General features: G+C 67.6%; 24 protein-coding genes. 16 read left to right on the top strand and 8 right to left on the bottom strand.

Features of this window, described 5'->3' with window-relative positions; translation table 11 throughout:
- Positions 1–95: 95 nt before the first annotated feature.
- From ACQI46_RS21505 to ACQI46_RS21495, 3 genes are all read right to left on the bottom strand, one after another.
- Positions 96–419, bottom strand: coding sequence for a hypothetical protein (locus tag ACQI46_RS21505; RefSeq protein ID WP_427096071.1), 324 nt, complete (start codon positions 417–419; stop codon positions 96–98).
- A 133-nt stretch (positions 420–552) separates the two neighbouring features.
- Positions 553–1,272 (bottom strand): TIGR03089 family protein, encoded by a 720-nt coding sequence (locus tag ACQI46_RS21500; RefSeq protein ID WP_427096070.1) that lies wholly within the window; start codon positions 1,270–1,272, stop codon positions 553–555.
- A 1-nt stretch (position 1,273) separates the two neighbouring features.
- Positions 1,274–2,740 (bottom strand): LCP family protein, encoded by a 1,467-nt coding sequence (locus ACQI46_RS21495; RefSeq protein ID WP_427096069.1) that lies wholly within the window; start codon positions 2,738–2,740, stop codon positions 1,274–1,276.
- A 78-nt stretch (positions 2,741–2,818) separates the two neighbouring features.
- Here ACQI46_RS21495 and rfbD point away from each other — a divergent pair, with 78 nt between their 5' ends.
- The 4 genes from rfbD to ACQI46_RS21475 all read left to right on the top strand — a co-directional run bounded on the left by rfbD (position 2,819) and on the right by ACQI46_RS21475 (position 6,702).
- The gene (rfbD, locus tag ACQI46_RS21490; protein ID WP_427096176.1) at positions 2,819–3,658 is read left to right on the top strand and encodes a dTDP-4-dehydrorhamnose reductase; all 840 of its coding nucleotides are present in this window, start codon (positions 2,819–2,821) and stop codon (positions 3,656–3,658) included.
- Positions 3,659–3,681: 23 nt separating this feature from the next.
- Positions 3,682–4,569, top strand: coding sequence for a glycosyltransferase family 2 protein (locus ACQI46_RS21485; RefSeq protein ID WP_427096068.1), 888 nt, complete (start codon positions 3,682–3,684; stop codon positions 4,567–4,569).
- A complete protein-coding gene (locus ACQI46_RS21480; RefSeq protein ID WP_427096067.1) occupies positions 4,569–5,648 on the top strand; it encodes a sugar phosphate nucleotidyltransferase in 1,080 nt (359 codons plus the stop codon). The genes ACQI46_RS21485 and ACQI46_RS21480 overlap by 1 nt, the downstream gene beginning before the upstream one ends.
- A 190-nt stretch (positions 5,649–5,838) precedes the next feature.
- Complete coding sequence (locus ACQI46_RS21475) at positions 5,839–6,702, top strand: hypothetical protein (RefSeq protein ID WP_427096066.1); 864 nt, start codon at positions 5,839–5,841, stop codon at positions 6,700–6,702.
- Between the two features lie 346 nt (positions 6,703–7,048).
- On the opposite strand, the gene ACQI46_RS21470 is transcribed toward ACQI46_RS21475, so the two are convergent.
- From ACQI46_RS21470 to cofD, 3 genes are read right to left on the bottom strand one after another with little or no spacing between them, the layout of a single operon-like run.
- Positions 7,049–7,588, bottom strand: a complete 540-nt coding sequence (locus ACQI46_RS21470) for an NUDIX hydrolase (protein ID WP_427096065.1) — start codon at positions 7,586–7,588, stop codon at positions 7,049–7,051.
- The gene (locus ACQI46_RS21465) at positions 7,585–8,925 is read right to left on the bottom strand and encodes a coenzyme F420-0:L-glutamate ligase (RefSeq protein WP_427096064.1); all 1,341 of its coding nucleotides are present in this window, start codon (positions 8,923–8,925) and stop codon (positions 7,585–7,587) included. The genes ACQI46_RS21470 and ACQI46_RS21465 overlap by 4 nt, the downstream gene beginning before the upstream one ends.
- Positions 8,922–9,905 carry a 2-phospho-L-lactate transferase gene (cofD, locus tag ACQI46_RS21460; RefSeq protein ID WP_427096063.1) on the bottom strand — a complete coding sequence of 328 codons (984 nt, stop codon included), beginning with the start codon at positions 9,903–9,905 and terminating at the stop codon, positions 8,922–8,924. Before cofD ends, ACQI46_RS21465 begins: the two co-directional genes overlap by 4 nt.
- A gap of 415 nt (positions 9,906–10,320) precedes the next feature.
- On the opposite strand from cofD, the gene ACQI46_RS21455 reads away from it, so the two are divergent.
- Positions 10,321–10,584, top strand: a complete 264-nt coding sequence (locus ACQI46_RS21455; protein WP_427096062.1) for a WhiB family transcriptional regulator — start codon at positions 10,321–10,323, stop codon at positions 10,582–10,584.
- 42 nt (positions 10,585–10,626) lie between these two features.
- Here the strand turns inward: ACQI46_RS21455 and ACQI46_RS21450 are convergent, their stop codons facing one another.
- A complete protein-coding gene (locus ACQI46_RS21450) occupies positions 10,627–11,049 on the bottom strand; it encodes a metallopeptidase family protein (RefSeq protein ID WP_427096175.1) in 423 nt (140 codons plus the stop codon).
- 132 nt (positions 11,050–11,181) lie between these two features.
- Here ACQI46_RS21450 and ACQI46_RS21445 point away from each other — a divergent pair, with 132 nt between their 5' ends.
- From ACQI46_RS21445 to manA, 4 genes are all read left to right on the top strand, one after another.
- The gene (locus tag ACQI46_RS21445; RefSeq protein ID WP_427096061.1) at positions 11,182–11,601 is read left to right on the top strand and encodes a DUF3499 domain-containing protein; all 420 of its coding nucleotides are present in this window, start codon (positions 11,182–11,184) and stop codon (positions 11,599–11,601) included.
- Positions 11,602–11,687: 86 nt separating this feature from the next.
- Positions 11,688–13,076 (top strand): phosphomannomutase/phosphoglucomutase, encoded by a 1,389-nt coding sequence (locus tag ACQI46_RS21440; protein WP_427096060.1) that lies wholly within the window; start codon positions 11,688–11,690, stop codon positions 13,074–13,076.
- The gene (locus tag ACQI46_RS21435) at positions 13,073–14,188 is read left to right on the top strand and encodes a TobH protein (protein ID WP_427096059.1); all 1,116 of its coding nucleotides are present in this window, start codon (positions 13,073–13,075) and stop codon (positions 14,186–14,188) included. The genes ACQI46_RS21440 and ACQI46_RS21435 overlap by 4 nt, the downstream gene beginning before the upstream one ends.
- 5 nt (positions 14,189–14,193) lie before the next feature.
- Positions 14,194–15,420, top strand: coding sequence for a mannose-6-phosphate isomerase, class I (manA, locus tag ACQI46_RS21430; protein WP_427096058.1), 1,227 nt, complete (start codon positions 14,194–14,196; stop codon positions 15,418–15,420).
- Here manA and ACQI46_RS21425 read toward each other — a convergent pair.
- A complete protein-coding gene (locus ACQI46_RS21425; RefSeq protein WP_427096057.1) occupies positions 15,417–16,757 on the bottom strand; it encodes an FAD-dependent oxidoreductase in 1,341 nt (446 codons plus the stop codon). The genes manA and ACQI46_RS21425 overlap by 4 nt on opposite strands.
- Before the next feature lie 54 nt (positions 16,758–16,811).
- Between ACQI46_RS21425 and ACQI46_RS21420 the strand changes: the two genes are divergently transcribed.
- From ACQI46_RS21420 to ACQI46_RS21390, 7 genes are all read left to right on the top strand, one after another.
- Positions 16,812–18,305 carry an amino acid permease gene (locus tag ACQI46_RS21420; protein WP_427096056.1) on the top strand — a complete coding sequence of 498 codons (1,494 nt, stop codon included), beginning with the start codon at positions 16,812–16,814 and terminating at the stop codon, positions 18,303–18,305.
- A 413-nt stretch (positions 18,306–18,718) separates the two neighbouring features.
- Positions 18,719–19,894 (top strand): alkane 1-monooxygenase, encoded by a 1,176-nt coding sequence (locus ACQI46_RS21415; RefSeq protein WP_427096174.1) that lies wholly within the window; start codon positions 18,719–18,721, stop codon positions 19,892–19,894.
- A 2-nt stretch (positions 19,895–19,896) separates the two neighbouring features.
- A complete protein-coding gene (locus ACQI46_RS21410; RefSeq protein WP_427096055.1) occupies positions 19,897–20,064 on the top strand; it encodes a rubredoxin in 168 nt (55 codons plus the stop codon).
- On the top strand, positions 20,065–20,247 hold the full coding sequence (locus ACQI46_RS21405; RefSeq protein ID WP_427096054.1) for a rubredoxin: 183 nt from the start codon (positions 20,065–20,067) through the stop codon (positions 20,245–20,247).
- Positions 20,248–20,355: 108 nt separating this feature from the next.
- Positions 20,356–20,976, top strand: coding sequence for a TetR family transcriptional regulator AlkX (gene alkX, locus ACQI46_RS21400; RefSeq protein WP_427096053.1), 621 nt, complete (start codon positions 20,356–20,358; stop codon positions 20,974–20,976).
- 119 nt (positions 20,977–21,095) lie between these two features.
- A complete protein-coding gene (ahcY, locus tag ACQI46_RS21395) occupies positions 21,096–22,559 on the top strand; it encodes an adenosylhomocysteinase (protein ID WP_427096052.1) in 1,464 nt (487 codons plus the stop codon).
- Positions 22,559–23,038 carry a hypothetical protein gene (locus ACQI46_RS21390; RefSeq protein WP_427096051.1) on the top strand — a complete coding sequence of 160 codons (480 nt, stop codon included), beginning with the start codon at positions 22,559–22,561 and terminating at the stop codon, positions 23,036–23,038. Before ahcY ends, ACQI46_RS21390 begins: the two co-directional genes overlap by 1 nt.
- Positions 23,039–23,090: the final 52 nt, after the last annotated feature.

The following is a 23,090-nucleotide window of genomic DNA, read 5'->3' as shown; positions in this document are numbered from 1 at the left end:
TTACTTGCCGACCAGCGAGTGCGGTGGGTTGTCATCGCGCGGTCCGTCGTCGGCGTTCGACAGAATGGGCGCGGGACCCAGCGGGGCAGGCACGCCTAGAGGCTGGTGCTCGACCCCTCCAGGGACTCCATGGCCTGGGCCGCGACCGCATGCTCGACGGTGACGCGGTTGAGGGCACCGAACCCGGAGACGAACGCCATCATCGCGCCGAGCGCCCACAGATTGCCGACCATCCACTCCCACGTCGTCGCCGTCGGCGCGGTCTGCAGCCAGTACACAGCCATCGCAACCAGCGCATACCCGCAGTAGATGAAGAATCGGCCCTCTGAGCTGGCACGCCAGCCCGCGTGGCGACGGTTGAACACATGCCAGACAGCAAGCACGCTGACGACTGCGATGGCCGTGAAGGTCGACTCCATCGGCGCCCCTCCTCGAAGGTGGGGTCCTCTGCTTGCTGAAAGGGCCCAAACTTTGCCGAAACTGTAACAGGTAAGTATCTGAGAGTCTGCAACCCAAACCTGAGAACAGCGTATGACTACCGAAACAATAAGGTCACAGTATCGTCCGCGTCAATTTCTCTGTTTGACGTCGGCGTTCCAAACCATCGGGCGCGAAATTCGCCACCTGTACAAGTGAGGCGCCAATTACATAAACCGCGAGCAGCCGATCGACGATGTCCTCGGCGGTCTCCCACGGGAGGGCCGACAGCACCCGGTCGGCCGCAGTGAAGGCCTGCGCACTCGCCGAGGCACGCGCCGCGGCCAGCACCTCGTCGACCGACCGGCCCTCCAAAGCCGGACCGGGCGCCGTCTCCGGCACGATCTGATCGCCGTGCACCCGCACCGACGTCGCGTAATCGGTCACGCCGACCGGCAGATCCGGCACCGGCCTACCGAACGGATCCAGCGACAGCACCGCGACCTCGCCCACGCCGACCGCGGCGTCGGCCTCGTCGAGCCGGTCGATCGTGCACAGTGCCACGTCGGCGTCGCTGGAACCGCCACCGAGCACCACTTCACTGCCGATCCACCACGCCCCGAACAACACCGCCGCGGTCTGCCAATGCGCGGGCAGCAGAACCGCCACCCGGCTGCCCGGCCCGGCGCCCAACTCGTCGCGCAGCAGGTTGGCCGTCTTGGCCGCCCAGTTGGCCAGCGTCACCGTCGAGCACTCGATGCGCTCACCGGTGGCGTCGTCGTAGTACGTGATGCGCGGACCGGCGGGGTTGACCGCCAGCAGCGGATCCAGAATCGCCGAGCTGAGGTTCGTCACGTCAGTTCACACACTCGGGGTCATCCGACCCGGCGGTGATGATCGGCGACGCCGCCGGCAGCGCCTCACCGCCCGCCTGCGCGGTCACCGGCGCCGACAGCATCACGTCGGTGCCGTCCAGCCCCGAACCCGGACCGGTGTAGTCGTCGGCCAGGACCACCCGCACCACACCCTCGGGGACCGCGCCGTTCTCCACGATCTTCAACCCGCCGAGCTCGGTGGCGACCGCCTGCGCGCCCAGATCTTCGATCTTGGCGGCCTGCACCTGCGTCGTCGCGACCTTCGCACCCTCGTTGTTGCCGACCGGCCCGGGTTTGAAGCCCTTCGTGGTCACCACATGCGAAACCGCCGCGGCCAACCCGTTGACGTCGGTGTCGTTGACCACCTCGACGGTCGTCTTGTCCGGGCTGTAGGTGATCTCCTCGGTGTTGCCTTCTTCCTGCTCGTTGAGCAGGCCGTCCACCCACGCGCGCACCGCGCTCGGATCCACCCGCACCACGCTCTGCATACCGTCGTCGCTCCAGCCCGCCTCCTCGACGATCGGAATGGTCGCGAACGCGACATTCCCGCCGGCGAGCTTCTGCAGATGCTCGGCGAACTCCATGATGTTCCAGCCGTCCGACAGCACCACCGAACGCTGCACCGCTTCCTCGAGCCGGTTGAGCGTCGCGGGACTCGACAGCGTCTTGCTCGAGATCACCGCATGCGCCAGCGACGCCATGAACGCCTGCTGGCGGGTCACCCGGTCCAGATCGCCGCGCGGCAGATCATGGCGCTGACGCACGAAACTCAACGCCCGCGGACCGTCCAGCTTCTGCCACCCCGCGGGGAAGTCGGCACCCGAAAGCGGTTCGTAGACAGCCTGTTTCAAGCAGACATTCACGCCGCCCAGTGCGTCGGTGATCAACGCGAAACCGAGCAGGCCGATCTCGGCGTAATGGTCGACCGTCACCCCGGTCAGATTCGCGACGGTCTTGATGAGCTCTTCGCGACCCGCCTCGGCGGCTTCCTGCTGCGCGACGGCCGGATCCTCGCCCTGCTGCTCGACGAGGTCCTTCATCGTCTCCAGATGCACCGAGCCGTAGACGCCGTTGATCTTCATCTTGCCCAGGCCCGGCGCCTCCACATACGAGTCGCGGGGAATCGAGATGGCCGTCGCGGACTTCCCGTTGTTCGGGATGCGCACCAAGATGATGGTGTCGGTGTTGGTCGACACATCGTTGCCGGCGCGCAGCGTGGCGAGCTCGTGCTCGCTGAGCGGGTTGCCGTGCGCATCGGTGCGGCTGTCCATGCCGACGAGCAGAACGTCGATCGCGCCGTCGTCGCCGCCGTCGCCGAGCGCGACCGGGCTGATGTGGTTGATGCCCGACTCGAACGAGCGCAGCTTGCCCCACGCCACACCCGTGCCGATCACCACCACCAACGCCACGACCACCGACACGACACGGGCCATGTGAGCAGCAGGCATTGACTCAGGCTATCTGCGGGCAGCCTCGATGCGGGGTAGCCGAGACCGGCGTGCCAATATCGTGACGTGACCGGCCGAATGGTGATCACCGGCGCTGCCGGCCTGGTAGGACGCGTGTTGGCAGGTCAGGCCCGCCGGCACGGCTACGACGTTGTGACGCTCACCTCAGCGCAGTGGGACATCACCTCCTCCGATGCGGGCGCGTCCGAGGTGCGCGCCGGCGACGTCGTCGTCAACTGCGCCGCCTACACCCAGGTCGACGCCGCCGAAGCCGACGCGCAGCGCGCCCACCTGGTCAACGCCGTCGGCGCCGGCAACGTCGCACGCGTCTGCGCCGACGCCGGAGCCGCGCTGATCCATCTGTCCACCGACTACGTCTTCGACGGGACACTACGACGGCCCTACGACATCGACGACGCGGTCGGACCCGTCAGCGTCTACGGACGCACCAAACTCGCCGGCGAACAGGCCGTGCACGCCGCACTGCCCGACGCGTGCGTCGTCCGCACCGCCTGGATCTATGAAGGTCGCGACGGCACCGACTTCGCCGCCGCCATGCGGCGCGCCGCGCTCGGGGACGGGACCGTCGACGTCGTCGCCGACCAGATCGGCTCACCCACCTACGTCGAGGACCTGTGCGCGGCGCTGTTGCAGATCGCCGACGGCGACGTGCGCGCCCCGCTGCTGCACGCCGCCAACGTCGGCGCCGTCAGCCGGTACGAACAGGCCCAGGCCGTGTTCAGCTCGGTGGGCGCCGACCCGTCGCGCGTGAAGCCCGTCGACAGCTCCCGGCATCCGCGCCCCGCGCCGCGCCCGGCCTACTCCGCGTTGTCGCCCGCGAAGTCCGCCGCTGCAGGGCTGACCCCGCTGCGACCATGGCGGGAAGCGGTGGCGGCGGCGATGGCCGTTACCCTCTAGCCCGTGAGAAGGGCAGAGCGCCGGTGAGCGACGAACTGTTTGTCGTGACGGTGACGTACTCGCCCGGCCCGCACCTGGACCGTTTCCTCGCCTCCCTGGGACACGCCACCGAGCGGCCGGTCACCGTCGTGATGGCCGACAACGGCTCTGTCGACGGTTCGCCCGAGGAGGCCGTCGCGCGCTACCGCAACGTCCGTCTGCTGCGGACCGGCGCCAACCTCGGCTACGGCTCGGCGATCAACCGCGCCGTCGCCGAATACGACCTGACGTCGCGCGACATGTTCATCATCGCCAACCCCGACGTCCAGTGGGGGCCGCGCAGCATCGACCTGATGTTGGAGGCCGCCGCGCGCTGGCCGCGCGCCGGATCTCTGGGGCCATTGATTCGCGATGTGGATGGCTCGGTGTATCCGTCGGCGCGGCACCAGCCGTCGATCATCCGAGGCGGCATGCACGCCGTCGTCGGACCGGTGTGGCCGTCCAACCCGTGGACCGCGGTCTACCGCCAGGAACGCGAAGACCCCAGCGAACGCGCTGTCGGCTGGCTGTCCGGATCGTGCCTGCTGGTGCGCGGGGCGGCGTTCGCCGAGATCGCCGGATTCGACGAGCGCTACTTCATGTACATGGAAGACGTGGACCTCGGCGACCGGCTCGCCAAGGCCGGCTGGCAGAACATCTACGTGCCCTCGGCGGAGGTGCTGCACGCCAAGGGGCACTCCACCGGCCGCGACCCCGCCCGCAACCTGGCCGCCCACCACGTCAGCACCTACACTTTTCTCGCCGATCGCTACCCGCGGCGGTGGCAGGCACCGTTACGGTGGGCGTTCCGGGGGGCACTGGGGGCTCGGTCGCGGATTGTGGTGCGAAGTTCGTTGAAGTCCCGGGGTGCGCAAGCGAAAGGGCGACGTTGATGGTCAATCCAGCCGAAGTCGATGCAGTCATCCTGGTCGGTGGCATGGGGACACGGCTGCGGCCGCTGACACTGTCGGCGCCCAAACCGATGCTGCCCACCGCCGGACTTCCGTTCCTGACGCACCTGCTGTCGCGGATCGCCGAAGCCGGCATCGAGCACGTCATCATGGGCACGTCCTACAAGGCCGGCGTGTTCGAATCCGCCTTCGGCGACGGCTCGAAGTTCGGTCTGGAGATCGAATACGTCGTCGAGGACGAGCCATTGGGCACCGGCGGCGGCATCGCCAACGTTTCGTCCCGGCTGCGGCATGACACCGCGGTGGTGTTCAACGGCGACGTGCTGTCCGGATGCGACCTGCGTGCGCTGCTCGACTCGCACGGGGAAAACGATGCGGATGTCACGCTGCACCTGGTGCGCGTCGGCGATCCCCGCGCATTCGGTTGTGTGCCAACCGATTCCGACGGTCGGGTGACAGCGTTCCTGGAGAAGACCCAGGACCCGCCGACCGACCAGATCAACGCCGGCTGCTACGTGTTCAAGCGCTCGGTGATCGACTCGATTCCCAAGGGGCGAGCCCTGTCGGTGGAGCGTGAGGTGTTCCCGCGTCTGCTCACCGACGGCTTGAAGGTGTGCGGCTACGTCGACGCCACCTACTGGCGCGACATGGGCACGCCCGAGGACTTCGTGCGCGGCTCGGCGGATCTGGTGCGGGGCATCGCGCCCTCGCCGGCGCTGGGTGGCCAGCGCGGTGAATCGCTGGTGCACGACGGCGCGTCCGTGGCGCCGGGTGCGCTGCTGATCGGTGGCACGGTGATCGGCCGCGGTGCCGAAATCTCCGGTGGCGCAAGGCTTGACGGTGCGGTGATCTTCGACGGGGCGACCGTCGCGGCCGGTGCGGTGATCGAGCGTTCGATCATCGGCTTCGGTGCGCGCATCGGGCCGCGGGCGCTGATCCGTGACGGCGTGATCGGCGACGGTGCGGAGATCGGGGCGCGCTGCGAGCTACTGCGTGGCGCCCGCGTCTGGCCCGGTGTGGTGCTCCCGGATGGCGGAGTCCGTTTCTCGACAGACGTGTAGTTTCGCGGGGGTTCTTTCGGGGGTTTCGCGGGGTCTTCGCGAGCGCGTTTCGCGAGCGATTTTCGCGAGAGTGCCTTCACGGTAGTCGCGGCCGCGCCGCCACTACGCGGAGCGCACTTTCGGCTGGGTCGCTGTGGATAACCCATGTTCAGCGCGCGGACTTGTCGGTCGAACGTCGCACGCTTTGAGCGTGAAGATACTTGTGGGGACCGAAGCGATTGCCACTGGCGCAGCCACGCCCGGCGAGCTGCGCTACAGGTATCGTCGTCTGTTCCCGAACGTCTATGTCACGCGAGACAGGGAGCCGTCGCTCATCGAGCGCACTGTCGCCGCGACCTTGTGGAGCGGAAGACAAGGGATCATCACCGGAGAAGCCGCAGCAGCCTGGCACGGGTCGCGGTGGGTCGATGCGAACGTGCCCATCGAGCTGATCTACGACTGTAAGAGACCGCCGTCGGGAATCGTCACCCGCAACGAGCGGATCGCAGAGGACGAGTACGTCGTCCGGGGTGCGATGTCCATCGCCACCGTGGAGCGGACAGCCTTCGATCTGGGGCGGTTCCTGCCGCCGGACCGTGCGGTCGAGCAACTGGATGCTCTGGCCAACAGGACCGGGGTGACGGCGGAGGACGTCCGGCCGCTCGTCGAGCGTTACAAGGGAGCCCGAGGCACTCGACAGCTGCGGAAGGCGCTGGACCTGATGGACAGCGGGGCTCAATCGCCGAAGGAAACGTGGTTGCGACTGCTGCTGATCGGAGAGGGGTTCCCGCGCCCGGAAACCCAGATTCCCGTGCGCGACGAATCCGGCTGGCCCTTCGCCTACCTCGACATGGGGTGGGAAGATCTCATGATCGCGGTGGAGTATGACGGCGATCATCATCGCAATCGCACTCAGTATCAGCTGGACATCCAACGGCTGCGAGAAATCGAGCAGCGCAACTGGATGCACATCAAGGTGATCAACGAAGACAAAGACGACGAGATCATCGCGCGCGTAAAGCGGGCGTGGGAGTTGCGCGAGCGTGCGCTCAAGGTAGTGCGGCGCGCTGCCTGACTACCGTGAGGGCACTTTCGCGGGGCGGCGGGGGACTCTTCGCTGGATGGTATGGGCGCTTTTGCGTGGGAGTTGCGCGGGACGGTAGGGGGACCCCTTCGCTGGATGGCGGGGGCGTTTTCGCGTGGGAGTTGCGCGAGCGTGCACTCAGGGTAGTGCGGCGCGCTGCGTGACTACTGTGGGGGCACGTTCGCGGGGGAGTTGCGCGAGCGTGCACTCAGGGTAGTGGGCCGCGCTTCGTGACTACTGTGAGGGCACTTTCGCGGGAGCCAGGGCACTTTCGCGGACGCCCAGGGCACTTCGCGGACGCCCGAGGGCACTTCGCGGGAGCCGCGGGAGGCGCACCTCAAGTAAGCGCAACGGCGGCGCGGGCCAACTGCGCCAGACCGAAGTCGGTGTCGTCGGGCAGTTCGTCCAGCGGCCACCAGCGCAGGTCCAGAGACTCGTCGCTGCGTTCCATCTCGGCGCCCTCGGGTGCGTACACCACGAACTGCACATCGAGATGGCGCGTCGGCACGCCGAGCGAGCAGGTCACCGGATGCACGTGCACCGCCGCGGGCACCGGGTTGATCGTCAGACCGGAAATACCGGACTCTTCGGTGGCTTCCCGCAATGCCGCCGCGATCAGCGTCTCGTCGTCAGGCTCGCAATGGCCCCCGAGCTGCAGCCAGCGCCCGAACCGTGGATGCAACGTCAACAGCGCATGCCTGCGGGTGTGGTCGAGCACCAGCGCCGAGGCGGTGATGTGCCCGGGCTCGCACGCGCGCAGACACGCATCCCGCCGCGCATCGAGAAACGCCAACAACGCGTGGCGCATCGAATCCATCGCCGGGTCAGGCGGATTCCACCCGCTGAGCACGTCGATCGCCGACTGATGCAGCGTCATCGCCGCACCAACAGATCGTCCACAGACACCGGCTCCCGCGGTTCCAGCGGCTCTGCCGGATGCCCTATTGCGATCGCGCCCAACGGTTCCCAATCCTCGGCCAAGTCCAGCGCCGCGCGCACCAGATCCGGCGCGAAGATCGTCGACCCCACCCAGCAGCTACCCACACCGCGCACCGCCAAGGCCACCAGCAGGCCCTGCACCGCCGCGCCGACCGCGACGGTGAACATGGTGTGCTCGGCGGCGGTGCGACGCGCATCGGGGTAGTCGTGCACACCGTCAGGCACGAGGAACGGGATCACCAATTCCGGTGCGTCATAGAGGATCTGCCCACGCGTCACGCGGCGCTCGACGGCCTCGGGATCCCGACCGTCAGCCAGCAGATCCGATCGCCACTGGTCTTTCATCCGGTCCAGCAGATCCGTGCGCACGGCCGGGTTACGCACCCACACGAAGCGCACCGGCCGCGTGTGATGCGGCGCGGGCGCCGTCAGCGCCTCGCCGACAGCGGCTTCGATCACTGCGGGGTCGACGGGTTCGTCGCTGAACGTCCGCACCGAACGGCGCATCAGCAGGGCCTGCGAACGCCCCAGCGCGATGGCCTCTTCGGTGCCCAGCCAGAACAGATCCTCCTCGCCGGCGCGTACCAGCGAACGGCCCGACGACCCGTCGTCGCGCAGCGTCAGCCCGCGCACCACCGCGACCGGAACCGCGGTCAGCTTCCCCTTCACCAGATCGGCTGCCGCGGCGATCTCGTCGGCCACGGCGATCTCGGTGACGATCAACTCGTTGCCGTGCTGGTCGTGTTCACCGGCGTACGCGTGCAGCACCGCCAAACCCGCCGCGCCGATCGCGACATCGGTCTGACCGGTGCGCCACGCCCGGCCCATCGTGTCGGTGACGAGGACGCCGACGGTCACCCCCAACCGCTCCCGCAGCGCGGCCACCAGCGCCGCCGCGCTGCCGTCGGGATCGACCGGCAGCAGCGCCAACTCGTTGGAGTCGACGTTCGAGCCGTCCACCCCGGCAGCCGCCTGCACCAGTCCCAACGCGTTCTCGGTGATCAGCGTGCGACCCTTGCGGGCCAGCACCCGCACCGCCTCGGCATCGATGAGCTTGCGGCGCAACGCGTCCCGCTCCTCGGGATCCGACGGCGCCACCACCATCCGGCCCTCGCACTTGGACAGCACTTTGCTGGTGACGACGACGACGTCGTTGTCGGCCAGCCAGGGCGCGGCCTCGGCGATCGCCGCGGCCAGGTCGTCACCCGGCCGGAACTCCGGCAACCCCGGCACCGGAAGGATTTCCACCGGCGCCGACGTCCCGTGATCGATCACAACGCAACCCCGGCCAGTTCCAGCCCGGCGCGCACCATCTTCGCGGTCACCGCCGGTTCCTTCATCAACAGCGGCACCGAGCGCACGTCGATACCGTCGACGGCGGCGTCGTCACCGGTGTGCACCAGCCACCCGTCGAGGATGCCGGTGCCCGACCGCGCGCCGTAGTGGGCGGCCACCGCCTCGGAGGTACTGGCCACCCCGACGACCGACAGGCACGCATCGGCCATGCCGCGTAACGGCTTTCCGCCGATGATGGGGGAGTAGCCGACCACCGGCGCAGCGGTCGAACGCAGCGCTGCGCGGATCCCACCCACCGCGAGGATGGTGCCGATGCTGACCACCGGGTTCGACGGCGCGATCAACACCACATCGGCGCCCTCGATCGCCTCGGTGACCCCGGGTGCGGCCTTGGCGTTGTCGGCGCCGATGAACGCGAAGCTCTCCGTCGGCACCTGCGCGCGATAGCGCACCCACCACTCCTGGAAGTGGATGGCCTTCTTCTCGCCGGTCTCCGGGTCGGTGATCACCACATGGGTCTCGCTGCGGTCGTCGCTGGCCGGCAACAGCCGGGCGCCGGGATTCCACCGCTTGCACAGCGCCTCGGTGATCGCCGAGAGCGGATAGCCGGCCCGCAGCATCTGCGTGCGCACCAGATGCGTGGCCAGATCGCGGTCGCCCAGACCGAACCAGTCGGGTTGCACACCGTAGGCGGCCAGCTCCTCCTTGGCGTGCCAGGTCTCGTTGCGATGTCCCCAGCCGCGCTCCTCGTCGATGCCGCCGCCGAGGGTGTACATGCAGGTATCGAGGTCCGGGCAGATGCGCACACCGAACATCCACGCGTCGTCGCCGACGTTGACGACAGCCGTCAATTCGTGGTCGCTATCATCTGTGCCGAACTGGCCCAAGCCGAGCAGGTGCTGCACGCCGAGCAGAAATCGTGCGCCGCCGACGCCGCCGACCAGAACCGTCACCTTCACAGGGAACGAGGGTAAGCCGTGTGAAAGAAGTTGTGACGGGTGGGGCGTGACAGACACGCCACAGCGCGACGCGCCGATTTGTCGTCACAAAATGGTATGCATTCCTGTTCTAGCGCTTGACCGGGGTTGGCTTCGCGTGTGTAATCACACCAGTGTCATTCGCGGTTTCCCACCGGTTCCGGTGTCGCAGACCGAGATTCGATCACTTGTTCGAATTGGGTGGCCGCACATCGCATAGTGGGGCTGGCATTAACGGATCTACGAGACTGTGGAGGAGGGGAACATGGCTTTTGAACAGGCCGATTTCGGCGAATCGGCACGTTTTGACAACAGGCTCCTCGGCTCGGTGGGAAGTGCGCCGCACATCCAAACCGGACCGACACCTGCAACCAATGGGCGACCGAATTTGAGCTTGGTGCCCGATCGAATCGAAGATTTCACCGAGGATTCGGATCTCACCGAAGATCAGTGGCAGGAACGCGCCCTGTGCGCACAGACCGACCCTGAGGCGTTCTTCCCGGAGAAGGGCGGCTCCACCCGCGAGGCCAAGCGCATCTGCATGGGCTGCGAGGTGCGCGACGAATGCCTCGAGTACGCACTGGCCAACGATGAGCGCTTCGGCATCTGGGGCGGCCTGTCCGAACGCGAGCGTCGTCGCATCAAACGCGGGATCATCTGACCCGCACGCCGGCTCACCCGGCGCACTGACCCAACAGATCCTCTAGTCGTCCTCGATCGTGGGATCGATGACCGACGGCTCCACCCCCAGATAGGTGGCCACCTGCGCCACCAGAAGTTCGTGCAACAGATCGATCAGCTCGACGGTGTCTTTCGCCCGTCGCTCGATCGGCTTGCGGAACAACACAATTCGTGCCCGCGTCGAGTTGCCGCGGACGTCCACCCCCGCCGGGATGAGACGCGCCAGCGCAATCGGACCGTCAGCCACCACCTCCGGTGGCCACTGCACACTGTCGGGATCCTTCGGCGCGATCCGCGGAATCTCATCGACCGCGACGTCGAGAGCAGAGACCCGCTCATGCCAACGCCGCTCGATCGGCTCGTAGGCCTCCAGCACCGCCATGTCGAAGCGTTCGGCGCGGCTGCGCCACCCCGGAACGGTCGGCGGGAGCAGCGGTCCGCGCATCTCCCGACCCCGCCGCGACCCGCGATGCCTGCGCACGGTCACGAAAAAGATCGTAACGGTTGGGCTTCGGCCGCATCCCGGCTGCGCGTGTCCGGCGCGAACCCGGCGACCGGTCACGATAACCTTCCCAGCGTGAATGTTCCCCGTCGCTGCTGCCGGCCTGGGTGCCCTCACTATGCGGTCGCGACGCTTACCTTCGTCTACTCCGACTCGACCGCGGTGGTCGGTCCGCTGGCCACCGTGTCGGAGCCGCATTCGTGGGACCTGTGCGTGATGCACGCCGGCCGGATCACCGCGCCGCGCGGCTGGGAGCTGGTCCGCCACGCCGGCCCGTTGCCGTCGCACCCCGACGACGACGACCTCGTCGCCCTCGCCGACGCCGTCCGGGAGGGCCGGGAAACCGCCGCCCCCGCGCACGGCTTCACCTCCGGGTTCAGCGACCCGGTCACCGGGGCGCACGGCGGCGCGCTGATGGCGCCGCCCACCCGGAAGCCAGAGACGAACGGGCGTCGCCGCGGACACCTGCGGGTGCTGCCTGATCCCACGGACTGAGTCCGGGTTCAGCCGCGTAGTCGCCGTGCGTCAGGCGCGCGACAGCTAGGCTGGACGCCAACCAGTCTGGAGTCCCAAGGAGCACTATGTCCCGGCCCGCCGAGGCAGTACAGCGCGTCATCAAGGCCTATGACGTGCGTGGTCTCGTGGGCTCCGAAATCGACGAAGAATTCGTCCGCGACGTCGGCGCCGCGTTCGCGCGGCTGGTCCGGAGCGAAGGCGCCAACCAGGTGGTCATCGGCCACGACATGCGGTCCAGCTCGCCCAGCCTCTCCAACGCGTTCGCCGACGGGGTGACCGCTCAGGGACTCGACGTCGTGCGGATCGGCCTGGCCTCGACCGACCAGCTGTACTTCGCCTCCGGCATGCTCGACTGCCCGGGCGCGATGTTCACCGCCAGCCACAACCCGGCCGCCTACAACGGCATCAAACTGTGCCGCGCCGGCGCCAAACCCGTCGGCAAAGACACCGGCCTGACCACCATCAGCGACGAGGTCATCGCCGGTGTCCCGAGCTTCGACGGGCCCCACGGCAGCGTCTCCGACCGCGACGTGCTCGACGACTACGGCCAGTTCCTGCGCTCACTGGTCGACATCGGCGACGGCCACCCGCTGCGCGTGGCCGTCGACGCCGGCAACGGCATGGCCGGCCACACCACACCCGCGGTGCTCGGCGCCATCGCATCGATCCGGCTCGAGCCGCTGTACTTCGAACTCGACGGCACCTTCCCCAACCACGAGGCCAACCCGCTGGACCCGGCCAACCTCGTCGACCTGCAGTCGTTCGTGCTCGAGACGGGCGCCGACATCGGATTGGCCTTCGACGGCGACGCCGACCGCTGCTTCGTCGTCGACGAGAAAGGCCAGGCCGTGTCCGCGTCGGCGGTCACCGCGCTGGTGGCGGCGCGCGAACTCACCCGCGAGATCGGTGCGACCGTCATCCACAACCTGATCACCTCGCGCGCGGTGCCCGAGCTGGTCGCCGAACGCGGCGGCACCGCGGTGCGCGCCCGCGTCGGCCACTCCTACATCAAGGGCCTGATGGCCGAGACGGGCGCGATCTTCGGTGGGGAGCACTCGGCCCACTACTACTTCCGCGACTTCTGGGGCGCCGACTCCGGAATGCTGGCCGCACTGCACGTACTGGCCGCGCTCGGCGAACAGGACCGTCCGCTGTCGGAGATGATGGCCGACTACCAACGCTACGAATCCTCCGGCGAAATCAATTACACCGTCACCGACGCGCCCGCCGTGGTCGACTCCGTGCTACGGACGTTCAGCAGCCGTGTGCACGCCATCGATCACCTCGACGGCGTGACCGTCGACCTCGGCGACGGCAGCTGGTTCAACCTGCGCATGTCCAACACCGAGCCACTGCTGCGGCTCAACGTCGAAGCCCGTACCGCCGAAGAAGTTGCCGCCCTGGTCGACGAGATCGGTGCCCAGATCACCTCGGGGACAAAGGAACTGACGTGAGCGCCAGCCCGCTGTCGGCTGCGGTCGTGGATCTCGACGATACCGACGGCCTACTGGCCGCCGACCGTCTCGGTCTGCTGCGCGCTGCCTCGATGGCGGGCGCGCAGGTCCGTGCCACCGCAGCGGCGCTCGCCGAAGGCGAACTCGATCCGGTGCGTTCGGACGCCCCGCCGCGCACCGTCGTCTGGATAGCCGGCCGCGGCACCTCCGAGGCCGCGGCGACGATGCTGTCCGCACTGGTGGGTGGATCTGTCGGCGCGCCGATCGTCGTCGCCGCCGAGGCGCCGCCGTGGCTGGGGGCGCTGGACGTTCTCGTCGTCGCCGGCGACGACCCCACCGACCCCGCACTGGTCAACGCGGCGGCGGCCGGGGTCCGACGCGGCGCGCGCGTCGTCGTGGTCGCCCCCTTCGAAGGACCGCTGCGCGACGTCACCGCCGGCCGCGCGGTGCCGCTGCCGCCGCGGCTGCTCGTACCCGACGACTTCACGATGGTCCGGTTCCTGGCTGCCGGGTTGGCCGTGCTGGCGGCCACCATCACCGGATTCACCTTCGACCTCGACGCACTGGCCGACGAACTGGACAGCGAAGCCTTCCGAAACAGTGCTGCGCGTGAGGTTTTCACCAACCCCGCCAAAGAACTGGCGCAGCGGCTTGAGGGTCGCGACGTCGTGTTCGCCGGGGACACCGCCGCGATGCGGGCGCTGGCCCGCCACGCCGCGACCGTGATGCTGCGCGTCGCCAACCAGACCGTCGCCGCCGCCGGACTATCCGACGTGCTGGCCGCGCTGCGCACCGGATGGGGTCGCAGCGGCGGTGTCGCACCGTCGATCTTCCACGACGAAGAGATCGACGGGCCGCTGCCCGCGCGTACCCGGACGCTGGTGCTGACCTCCGACGCCGATCGGCCGGAAGTATCGGCGCGGCTGCGGGGATTCGACGACGTCGACGTCATCAATGCCTACGATGTCCCAGACGTCGAGGCGACGAGGGGGAGTCAGGAGGCGGCGGGCTCAACAGCGATGCCCGTGTCCGCGCGTCCTGAACAGCAACTGGCGCTGTTGGCTGTCCGCCTGGAGATGGCGGCGGTCTACCAGCGGTTGATTCGAGGTTGAAACGAGTGCATCTGCTGAGGGGTGCGGTGCGGACCTACGCATGGGGTTCGCGGACCGCGATTGCCGAATTCACCGGAAAGCCCAGCCCGACCGCGCACCCGGAAGCCGAACTGTGGTTCGGCGCGCACCCGCAGGATCCCGCGTACCTGCTCACCGACGACGGTGAGCAGTCACTGCTCGACGCGGTGCGCGCCGATCCCGAAGGCGAGCTGGGACCACAGTTGCGTGGCCGGTTCGGTGATGCGCTGCCGTTCCTGGTGAAGGTGCTGGCCGCCGACGAGCCGTTGTCGCTGCAGGCCCACCCGAGCACCGAGCAGGCCGTCGAGGGATTCGAACGCGAGGACCGCCTCGGCATCCCGGTCACCGCGCCCAACCGCAACTACCGGGACCGCAGCCACAAGCCCGAGATCATCGTTGCCCTCAGTCAATTCGAGGCGCTCGCCGGTTTCGCGCCCGCCGCCCACTCGGTCGACCTGATGCAGGCGCTGGGCGTGGCCGAGCTCGACCCCTACATCAACCTGCTGTCCGGTCAGAGCGACGCCGACGGGCTACGGGCGTTGTTCACCACCTGGATCACCTGCCCGCAACCCGATCTCGAGGTGCTCGTGGCCGCGGTCATCGACGGCGCGATCAACTACGTCCGGTCCGGGGCCACCGAATTCGCGCGCGAAGCCAAGACCGTGCTCGAACTGGGGGAGCGGTACCCCGGCGACGCCGGCGTGCTGGCCGCGATGCTGCTCAACCGGTTGTCGCTGCAGCCCGGCGAGGCGATCTATCTGCCCGCCGGCAACCTGCACGCCTACCTGCACGGCATCGGCGTGGAGGTGATGGCCAACTCCGACAACGTGTTGCGCGGCGGGCTGACACCCAAGCACGTCGACGTTCCGGAGCTGTTGCGGGTGCTCGATTTCGAACCGGTCCACGATCCGCTGGTGCCCATCGAAACCCTGCGGGAGGGCGCCGAATACCTCTATCGCACACCGGCACCCGAGTTCGCGGTGTCGGTGACGAAGATCGACGGCGAGCAGCTCGGCCACGAGATCGATGCCCCCACCGGCCACGACGGGCCGCAGATCCTGCTGTGCAGCCAGGGCTCGGTGACGGTGTACGCCAAAGGAAGTTCGGTCACCATGCAGCGCGGCGCCGCGGCGTGGGTCCCCGACGACGAGGGTCCGATCCGGCTGACGGCGCACGAACCGACGTGGCTGTTCCGGGTGACCGTCGGGTTCTAGACCGTCGCCCGTCTACGCTCGGCTGCCCACAGTCGCAGGTTGTGCCGGACGGTGCGGCCGATCAACCTGGCCGAAGGCACCATGTAGAGACTGTCGAGCAGGCTGAACCGGCGCAGAAACCATTCGGCGAGAACAGGATCGGTTTCCGCGGCGCCGAGGAACTGGTCGAACAGCGAGCCGACGGGCCGGTACCACCAGGGCGCGTCGCCCTCCGCCCGGTGCAGTGTCAGGTCACCGATCGCGTTCATCATCCATACCGGGTACGTCGTTTTCGCGGTGGCCCGCAGGAACGTCGGGGCCAGCTCGTCACGCGGTCCGCGCAAGGCCTGTTGTAGATGACGTGCCTGCAACGACGTCATCGTCATGCCCTGCCCGAACGTGGGATTGAAGCTGGCCACCGCGTCACCGAACGGCAGGATCCCGTCCGGGAAGTGCTCGAGTTTCTCGTAGCGGCGCCACCGGCTGGTGGGGTACTTGTGCAGGGCGACGTCCGACAGCGGTTGTGCCTGCCCCAGCGCGGCGACGATGTGCGCCGGCAGGTGCTGCCGAGCCAGCTCCCGCATGCCGTCGAAGTCGTTGGGCGGTGGCACTTTTCCCACACCGAATGTCGTGAGGCCCCAGGTGCCGTCCTCGTAACACAACATGCCCAGACCCAGCGGCTGCTCCCGCGACGCCCCGGCGACCACCACTTTCTCCGCGATCAACCCGTCCGGAATCTGCAGCGCGACACTGGCGTAGCCGATGCCGACCTGGACCGTCTCCTCCTGCGGGCGCGCGAAGCCCCACTGCTGCAGCCAGCTCGGCAGTCGGGTGCCGCGCCCTGTCGCATCGATGACGAGATCCGCCTCCAGCGTGCCGCCGTCCTCGGTGCGCACCCCGGTGACGCGGTGCCCGGCGAAGACCGGCTGCTCGACGCCGCGGTGGACGACCGTCACGTTCGGCAGGGCGGTCACGCGTGTTCGCAGCTGCCACTCCAGATGCGGCCGGCTCGGCACGTACGCGGTGAATTCGTCCCGCAGTCGGTGACGGGTGCCCAGCACGTGGCCGGCCGCACCGAAATGGATGCAGTCGGGCCGGTTCTCCAGAATCGGCACTCCGGCGGCGACCATGTCGTCGAGCAGGCCGGGGAAGAGCGCCTCGAACTCCTGCGCACCGCGGGCCATCAGCAGATGCACGTGCCGTCCCTGCGGCACCGCCGCGCGTTGCATCGGCCGGTCGGGGAGAGCATCACGGTCCAACACGCTGACGTGATCTGCGAAATCCGACAGCACCCGCGCTGCGCACGACCCGGCCAGGCTGGCGCCGATCACGATTGCGTGTTTAAGAGTGGCCCCCATGGGGTCACGGTAGTCGGTACATTCCGCAGGAACCAGAGCGAAAAGAGGACGGCCGTGACCGCTGAGCCGACGGCGCCGAACAACGGCAGATGGCGCACGAAATCGGTGGAGCAGTCGATCGCCGACACCGACGAACCCGACACCAAACTGCGCAAAGACCTCAGCTGGTGGGATCTGACGGTTTTCGGCGTCTCGGTCGTCATCGGCGCCGGCATCTTCACGATCACCGCGTCCACCGCGGCCAACATCACCGGCCCCGCGATCTCGGTGTCGTTCATCCTCGCCGCGATCGCGTGCGGTCTGGCTGCGCTGTGCTACGCCGAGTTCGCCTCGACCGTCCCCGTCGCCGGCAGCGCCTACACCTTCTCCTACGCGACGTTCGGTGAGTTCGTCGCCTGGATCATCGGCTGGGATCTGATCCTCGAGTTCGCAGTCGCTGCGGCCGTCGTGGCCAAAGGGTGGTCCAGTTACCTCGGCACCGTGTTCGGCTTCGGCGGCGGGGTCGCCGATATCGGTGGGCTGCAGGTTGATTGGGGCGCGTTGGTCATCATCGCGTTCGTGACCGCGATCCTGGCCTTCGGGACGAAGCTGTCCGCCGGCGTCAGCCTGGTCATCACGGTCGTCAAGGTCGCAGTGGTGCTGCTGGTCGTGATCGTCGGCGCGTTCTACGTCAAGGCCGCCAATTTCACTCCGTTCGTGCCGCCCGCCGAGGCCGGTGAAGGTGTCGGCAGTGCCGGTGCCGAACAGTCGCTGTTCTCGCTGCTGACCGGCGCCGAAGGCAGCAACTACGGCTGGTATGGCCTGCTGGCCGGCGCGTCCATCGTGTTCTTCGCGTTCATCGGCTTCGACATCGTCGCGACCACTGCCGAGGAAACCAAGAACCCGCAGCGCAACGTGCCGCGCGGCATCATCGCGTCCCTGGCCATCGTCACCGTCCTCTACGTCGCCGTCGCGATCGTGCTGACCGGCATGGTCAGCTACAAGGACCTGCGCGAAGAAGAGACTCAGAACCTGGCCACCGCGTTCGCCATGAACGGCGTGGAATGGGCGGCGATCGTCATCTCGATCGGCGCGCTGGCCGGTCTGACGACCGTGGTGATCGTGCTCGTACTCGGTCAGACCCGGGTGTTGTTCGCGATGTCGCGTGACGGGCTGCTGCCGCGTCGGCTGGCGCGCACCGGGTCACGCGGCACGCCGGTGCGGATCACGGTGCTGGTGGGCTTTGTGGTCGCGGTGACGGCGACGGTGTTCCCGATGGGCAACCTCGAGGAGATGGTCAACATCGGCACCCTGTTCGCGTTCGTGCTGGTGTCCGCCGGTGTGATCGTGCTCCGGCGCACCCGGCCCGACCTCGAACGCGGCTTCCGCGCGCCGGGCGTGCCGCTGCTGCCGATCCTGTCGATCATCGCGTGCGTCTGGCTGATGCTGAACCTGAGCGGAGTGACGTGGATCCGGTTCGGTATCTGGATGGCCATCGGCGTGCTGGTGTACTTCGCCTACGGCCGCCGGCATTCGCTGCTCGGCAAGCGGGGAGCGCTACAGCGCTGAAGCGCTGACGGCTCCGGCGGCGGTGCCGAACGCGTCGGCTGACGGCGTCGCTCGGGTGAACTGAGCAGCATACGGGCTGCACACGTGGCACAGGCAAGCGTTCAACGTGGGGTAGCCGCAGGCGGGACAGCACGATGTGCGTGCCATCCCCGAGGAGAAGGCGGGCATTTGCTGCTCCTTTCCGAACCGATGTCGTTCTGTTACCCACTGCCGACGTATTTACTCCTTCTTCAATTCTCGGGATCGTGGTTTTACAAATAGGCGGTCCGTGTCTAGACAGGCGACAAAAGACTCCCTATAGTCAACCTCGACGAGTGATCGCACTCACAGCGAGGAGGCACACGGTGACCACGCAAGATGCACCGCAGATCGACGTCGAACAGTGGCGCGACAACAAGCGCTACCTGTGGCTGATGGGGCTGATCGCTCCCACCGCACTGTTCGTGATGATGCCGCTGGTCTACGCGTTCAATCAGTGGGGTTGGCACGGCGCCGCACAGGTGCCGTTCTGGATCGGCCCGATCCTGCTCTACATCCTGCTGCCCGCGCTCGACCTCAAGTTCGGTCCCGACGGGCAGAACCCGCCCGACGAGGTGATGGAGCGGCTGGAGAACGACAAGTACTACCGCTACTGCACCTACCTGTACATCCCGTTCCAGTACGCCAGCGTGGCGTTCGGCGCCTACCTGTTCACCGCGTCGGATCTGGGCTGGCTCGGGTTCGACGGCGGACTGGGCTGGCCGGCCAAGATCGGCCTGGCACTGTCGGTGGGCCTGCTCGGGGGCGTCGGCATCAACACCGCGCACGAAATGGGCCACAAGAAGGACTCTTTGGAGCGCTGGCTGGCGAAGATCACTCTGGCGCAGACGTTTTACGGCCACTTCTACATCGAGCACAACCGCGGCCACCACGTGCGCGTTGCGACCCCGGAGGACCCGGCGTCGGCGAGGTTCGGCGAGACTTTCTGGGAGTTCTTGCCGCGCAGCGTGTTCGGGAGCCTGCGCTCGGCGTGGGAGCTGGAGGCCAAGCGGCTGGAGCGCGCCGGCAAGCCGACGTGGCACCCGTCCAACGATGTGCTCAACGCGTGGGCGATGTCGGTTGTGCTCTACGGCGCGCTGATCGCGGTGTTCGGTTGGGCGCTGATTCCCTACATCGTCATCTCGGCGGTGTTCGGGTTCACGCTGCTGGAGACGGTGAACTACCTCGAGCATTACGGTTTGCTGCGGCAGAAGACCAACAGCGGTCGCTACGAGCGTTGCGCACCGGTTCACAGCTGGAACTCCGACCACATCGTCACCAACCTGTTCCTGTACCACCTGCAGCGCCACAGTGATCACCACGCGAACCCCACGCGGCGCTACCAGATACTGCGCAGCATGGAGGGTGCGCCGAATCTGCCCAGCGGGTACGCGTCGATGATTGCGCTGACGTACTTCCCGCCGCTGTGGCGCAAGGTGATGGACCACCGTGTGCTCGACCACTACGACGGCGACCTGAGCCGCGTCAACATCCATCCCCGGGTGCGCGATCGGGTACTGGCCCGCTATGGCGCCGGCGATGAGCGCTCGCGCGAAGAGCGGAGCGCTTGAGCATGGGTGCCTACCGCTGCCCGGGATGCGACTACGTCTACGACGAAACCAAAGGTGCACCGCGCGAAGGCTTTCCGACCGGCACCTCGTGGGACGACATACCCGAGGACTGGTGCTGCCCGGACTGCGCGGTCCGCGAGAAGGTCGACTTCGAACCGACAGGAGCGTGAGTGATGGACTACAAGCTGTTCGTGTGTGTGCAATGCGGCTTCGAGTACGACGAAGCCAAGGGATGGCCGGAGGACGGCATCGCCCCGGGCACCCGCTGGGACGACATTCCCGACGACTGGAGCTGCCCGGACTGCGGGGCGGCGAAGTCCGATTTCGACATGGTCGAGATCGCGCGGTCGTGAACGTCGCGCTCGCTGGCGCCGAGCGCGCGCAGTTGTCGGCGACACGCCGGTGCGGGACCGGCAGACACGCGCGCTCGGCAAAACGGGTGGGGCACTAAGGTCACGCGGGTGAGCAAGCGCGCCGGCCAGCGCACCTCCTACGCCGAGGCGTCGCGGGCGCTGCTGCGCGACTCGATCCTCGACGGCATGCGCGAGCTGCTGCTGACCCGCGACTGGTCGGCGATCACCCTGTCCGACGTCGCCAAGGCAGCCGGCATCAGCCGCCAGACCATCTACAACGAGTTCGGTTCCCGGCAGGGCCTCGCCCAGGGCTACGCGCTGCGGCTGGCCGACCGCCTGGTCGACCAGATCAACGACGCCATCGACAACAACGTCGGCGACGTCTACGCCGCATTCCTGCAGGGCTTCCGTGACTTCTTCACCGAGTCCGCCGCCGACCCGCTGGTCATCTCGCTGCTCACCGGCTCGTCCAAGCCCGACCTGCTGCAGATCATCACCACCGACAGCGCGCCGATCATCACCCGCAGCTCGGCGCGGCTCACCGAGTCCTTCATGGGCAGCTGGGTGCGTGCCAGCGAGGAGGACGCCGGAGTGCTCGCCCGGGCCATCGTCCGCCTGGCCATGAGCTACGTCTCGATGCCCCCGGAAGCCGACCATGACGTGGCCCGTGACCTGGCCAGATTGATGACTCCGTTCGCCGAACGCTACGGTGTCATCGATACCCCGTAGCTGTCAGTGCGCTTGCGATTCCGCCTGAGCGCCTGTCCCGCGAGCCCGCAGGCTACCGGTGTCGCCACGCACAGCTGTGCGCTCACTGGCAATGACGAACGACATACGAGGGACTCTCCATGACTGGACCCACACTGACCGCTGATGTCCGCAACGGCATCGACTACAAGGTCGCCGATCTGTCGCTGGCCGAATTCGGCCGCAAGGAGATCGGCCTGGCCGAACACGAAATGCCCGGCCTCATGGCCCTGCGCCGCGAGTACGCCGAGGTGCAGCCGCTCAAGGGCGCACGCGTCTCGGGCTCGCTGCACATGACCGTGCAGACCGCGGTGCTCATCGAAACCCTCACCGCGCTCGGCGCCGAGGTTCGCTGGGCGAGCTGCAACATCTTCTCCACCCAGGATCACGCCGCCGCGGCCATCGTCGTCGGCCCCCACGGCACCCCCGAGGAGCCCAAGGGCGTCCCGGTGTTCGCGTGGAAGGGCGAGACCCTCGAGGAGTACTGGTGGGCCGCCGAGCAGATGCTGACCTGGCCGAACGAGCCGGCCAACATGATCCTCGACGACGGTGGTGACGCCACCATGCTGGTGCTGCGCGGCGCCCAGTTCGAGAAGGCCGGCGTCGTGCCGCCCGCCGAGGACGACGACTCCGCCGAGTACAAGGTCTTCCTGAACCTGCTGCGCGAGCGGTTCGAGACCGACAAGGGCAAGTGGACCAAGATCGCCGAGTCGGTCAAGGGTGTCACCGAGGAGACCACCACCGGCGTGCTGCGCCTGTACCAGTTCGCCGCGGCCGGCGAGCTGGCCTTCCCGGCGATCAACGTCAACGACTCGGTCACCAAGAGCAAGTTCGACAACAAGTACGGCACCCGCCACTCGCTGATCGACGGCATCAACCGCGGCACCGACGTGCTGATCGGCGGCAAGAAGGTGCTGATCTGCGGTTACGGCGACGTCGGCAAGGGCTGCGCCGAATCGCTGGCCGGTCAGGGCGCCCGCGTCACGGTCACCGAGATCGACCCGATCAACGCGCTGCAGGCGCTGATGGACGGCTTCGACGTCAAGACCGTCGAGGAAGCGATCGGCGAGGCCGACATCATCATCACCTCGACCGGCAACAAGGACATCATCACCCTCGAGCACATGAAGGCGATGAAGCACCAGGCCATCCTCGGCAACATCGGCCACTTCGACAACGAGATCGACATGGCCGCGCTGGAGCGTTCGGGCGCCAAGCGGATCAACATCAAGCCGCAGGTCGATCAGTGGATCTTCGACGACGGCAAGGCGATCATCGTGCTGTCCGAAGGCCGTCTGCTCAACCTGGGCAACGCCACCGGGCACCCGTCGTTCGTGATGAGCAACAGCTTCTCCAACCAGGTCATCGCGCAGATCGAGCTGTGGACCAAGAACGACGAGTACGACAACGAGGTCTACCGCCTGGCCAAGCACCTCGACGAGAAGGTCGCGCGCATCCACGTCGAGGCCCTCGGCGGCACGCTGACCAAGCTCACCAAGGAGCAGGCGGAGTACATCGGCGTCGACGTCGAAGGCCCGTACAAGCCGGAGCACTACCGCTACTGATGAAGCATGGTTTGAGGGCGGTGGCGCTCGGTGTACTGCTGACGTTGACGGCTTGCCAACAACAACAGCAGGACGACACCGAGGTCACCGCCACTCGGCCGGCCATGGAAGTCCGTCACGACACCGAGCCGCTCGCGCGCGCGTTCCCGGCGCTGGGCGCTCCGCGGTCGGCGTCGTGGATCGAATGGGACAATTCCTCCGAGGAATCCGCCAAGACAAAAGTCGTGTGGATCGACGCCGTCGTCGAAATCGCGCCGGAGACCATGACCGAGCTCGTCGAGGACAACTTCACCGAGGAATCCGGGCAGCGGCCCGCGGTGCAGAAGGTGCTCGAACCGGCGCTGCCGCCGGGCCCGTTCCGCACCGGCGTGGACCTCAACATGATCTTCGGGGCCAGCCAGGCCAGCACCCGGGCGTTCCTCGATCAGCAGCACAACACCGTGGTGCTGCAGTCCTATCGCATGGAACCGCTTCGCTAGGACCTGTGCGGCCTGCGGCCGGGCTGGCGAACAGGGTCCGCAGGAGTCAGCA

Origin of the sequence: Mycobacterium sp. SMC-4 (assembly GCF_050205565.1) — a bacterium.
In the GTDB taxonomy this organism is placed as follows: Bacteria; Actinomycetota; Actinomycetes; order Mycobacteriales; family Mycobacteriaceae; genus Mycobacterium.
The sequence above is the reverse complement of the archived record's forward strand: the minus strand, read 5'-3'. Positions and strand labels throughout refer to the sequence as shown.

Excerpts from the sequence above, each read along its gene's own strand:
- ACQI46_RS21505 (WP_427096071.1), bottom strand. The coding sequence starts at position 419 with ATGGAGTCGACCTTCACGGCCATCGCAGTCGTCAGCGTGCTTGCTGTC.
- ACQI46_RS21495 (WP_427096069.1), bottom strand. The coding sequence starts at position 2,740 with ATGCCTGCTGCTCACATGGCCCGTGTCGTGTCGGTGGTCGTGGCGTTG.
- rfbD (WP_427096176.1), top strand. The coding sequence starts at position 2,819 with ATGGTGATCACCGGCGCTGCCGGCCTGGTAGGACGCGTGTTGGCAGGT.
- ACQI46_RS21480 (WP_427096067.1), top strand. The coding sequence starts at position 4,569 with ATGGTCAATCCAGCCGAAGTCGATGCAGTCATCCTGGTCGGTGGCATG.
- ACQI46_RS21470 (WP_427096065.1), bottom strand. The coding sequence starts at position 7,588 with ATGACGCTGCATCAGTCGGCGATCGACGTGCTCAGCGGGTGGAATCCG.
- ACQI46_RS21450 (WP_427096175.1), bottom strand. The coding sequence starts at position 11,049 with ATGCGCGGACCGCTGCTCCCGCCGACCGTTCCGGGGTGGCGCAGCCGC.
- ACQI46_RS21440 (WP_427096060.1), top strand. The coding sequence starts at position 11,688 with ATGTCCCGGCCCGCCGAGGCAGTACAGCGCGTCATCAAGGCCTATGAC.
- ACQI46_RS21425 (WP_427096057.1), bottom strand. The coding sequence starts at position 16,757 with ATGGGGGCCACTCTTAAACACGCAATCGTGATCGGCGCCAGCCTGGCC.
- ACQI46_RS21415 (WP_427096174.1), top strand. The coding sequence starts at position 18,719 with ATGGGGCTGATCGCTCCCACCGCACTGTTCGTGATGATGCCGCTGGTC.
- ACQI46_RS21410 (WP_427096055.1), top strand. The coding sequence starts at position 19,897 with ATGGGTGCCTACCGCTGCCCGGGATGCGACTACGTCTACGACGAAACC.
- ahcY (WP_427096052.1), top strand. The coding sequence starts at position 21,096 with ATGACTGGACCCACACTGACCGCTGATGTCCGCAACGGCATCGACTAC.
- ACQI46_RS21390 (WP_427096051.1), top strand. The coding sequence starts at position 22,559 with ATGAAGCATGGTTTGAGGGCGGTGGCGCTCGGTGTACTGCTGACGTTG.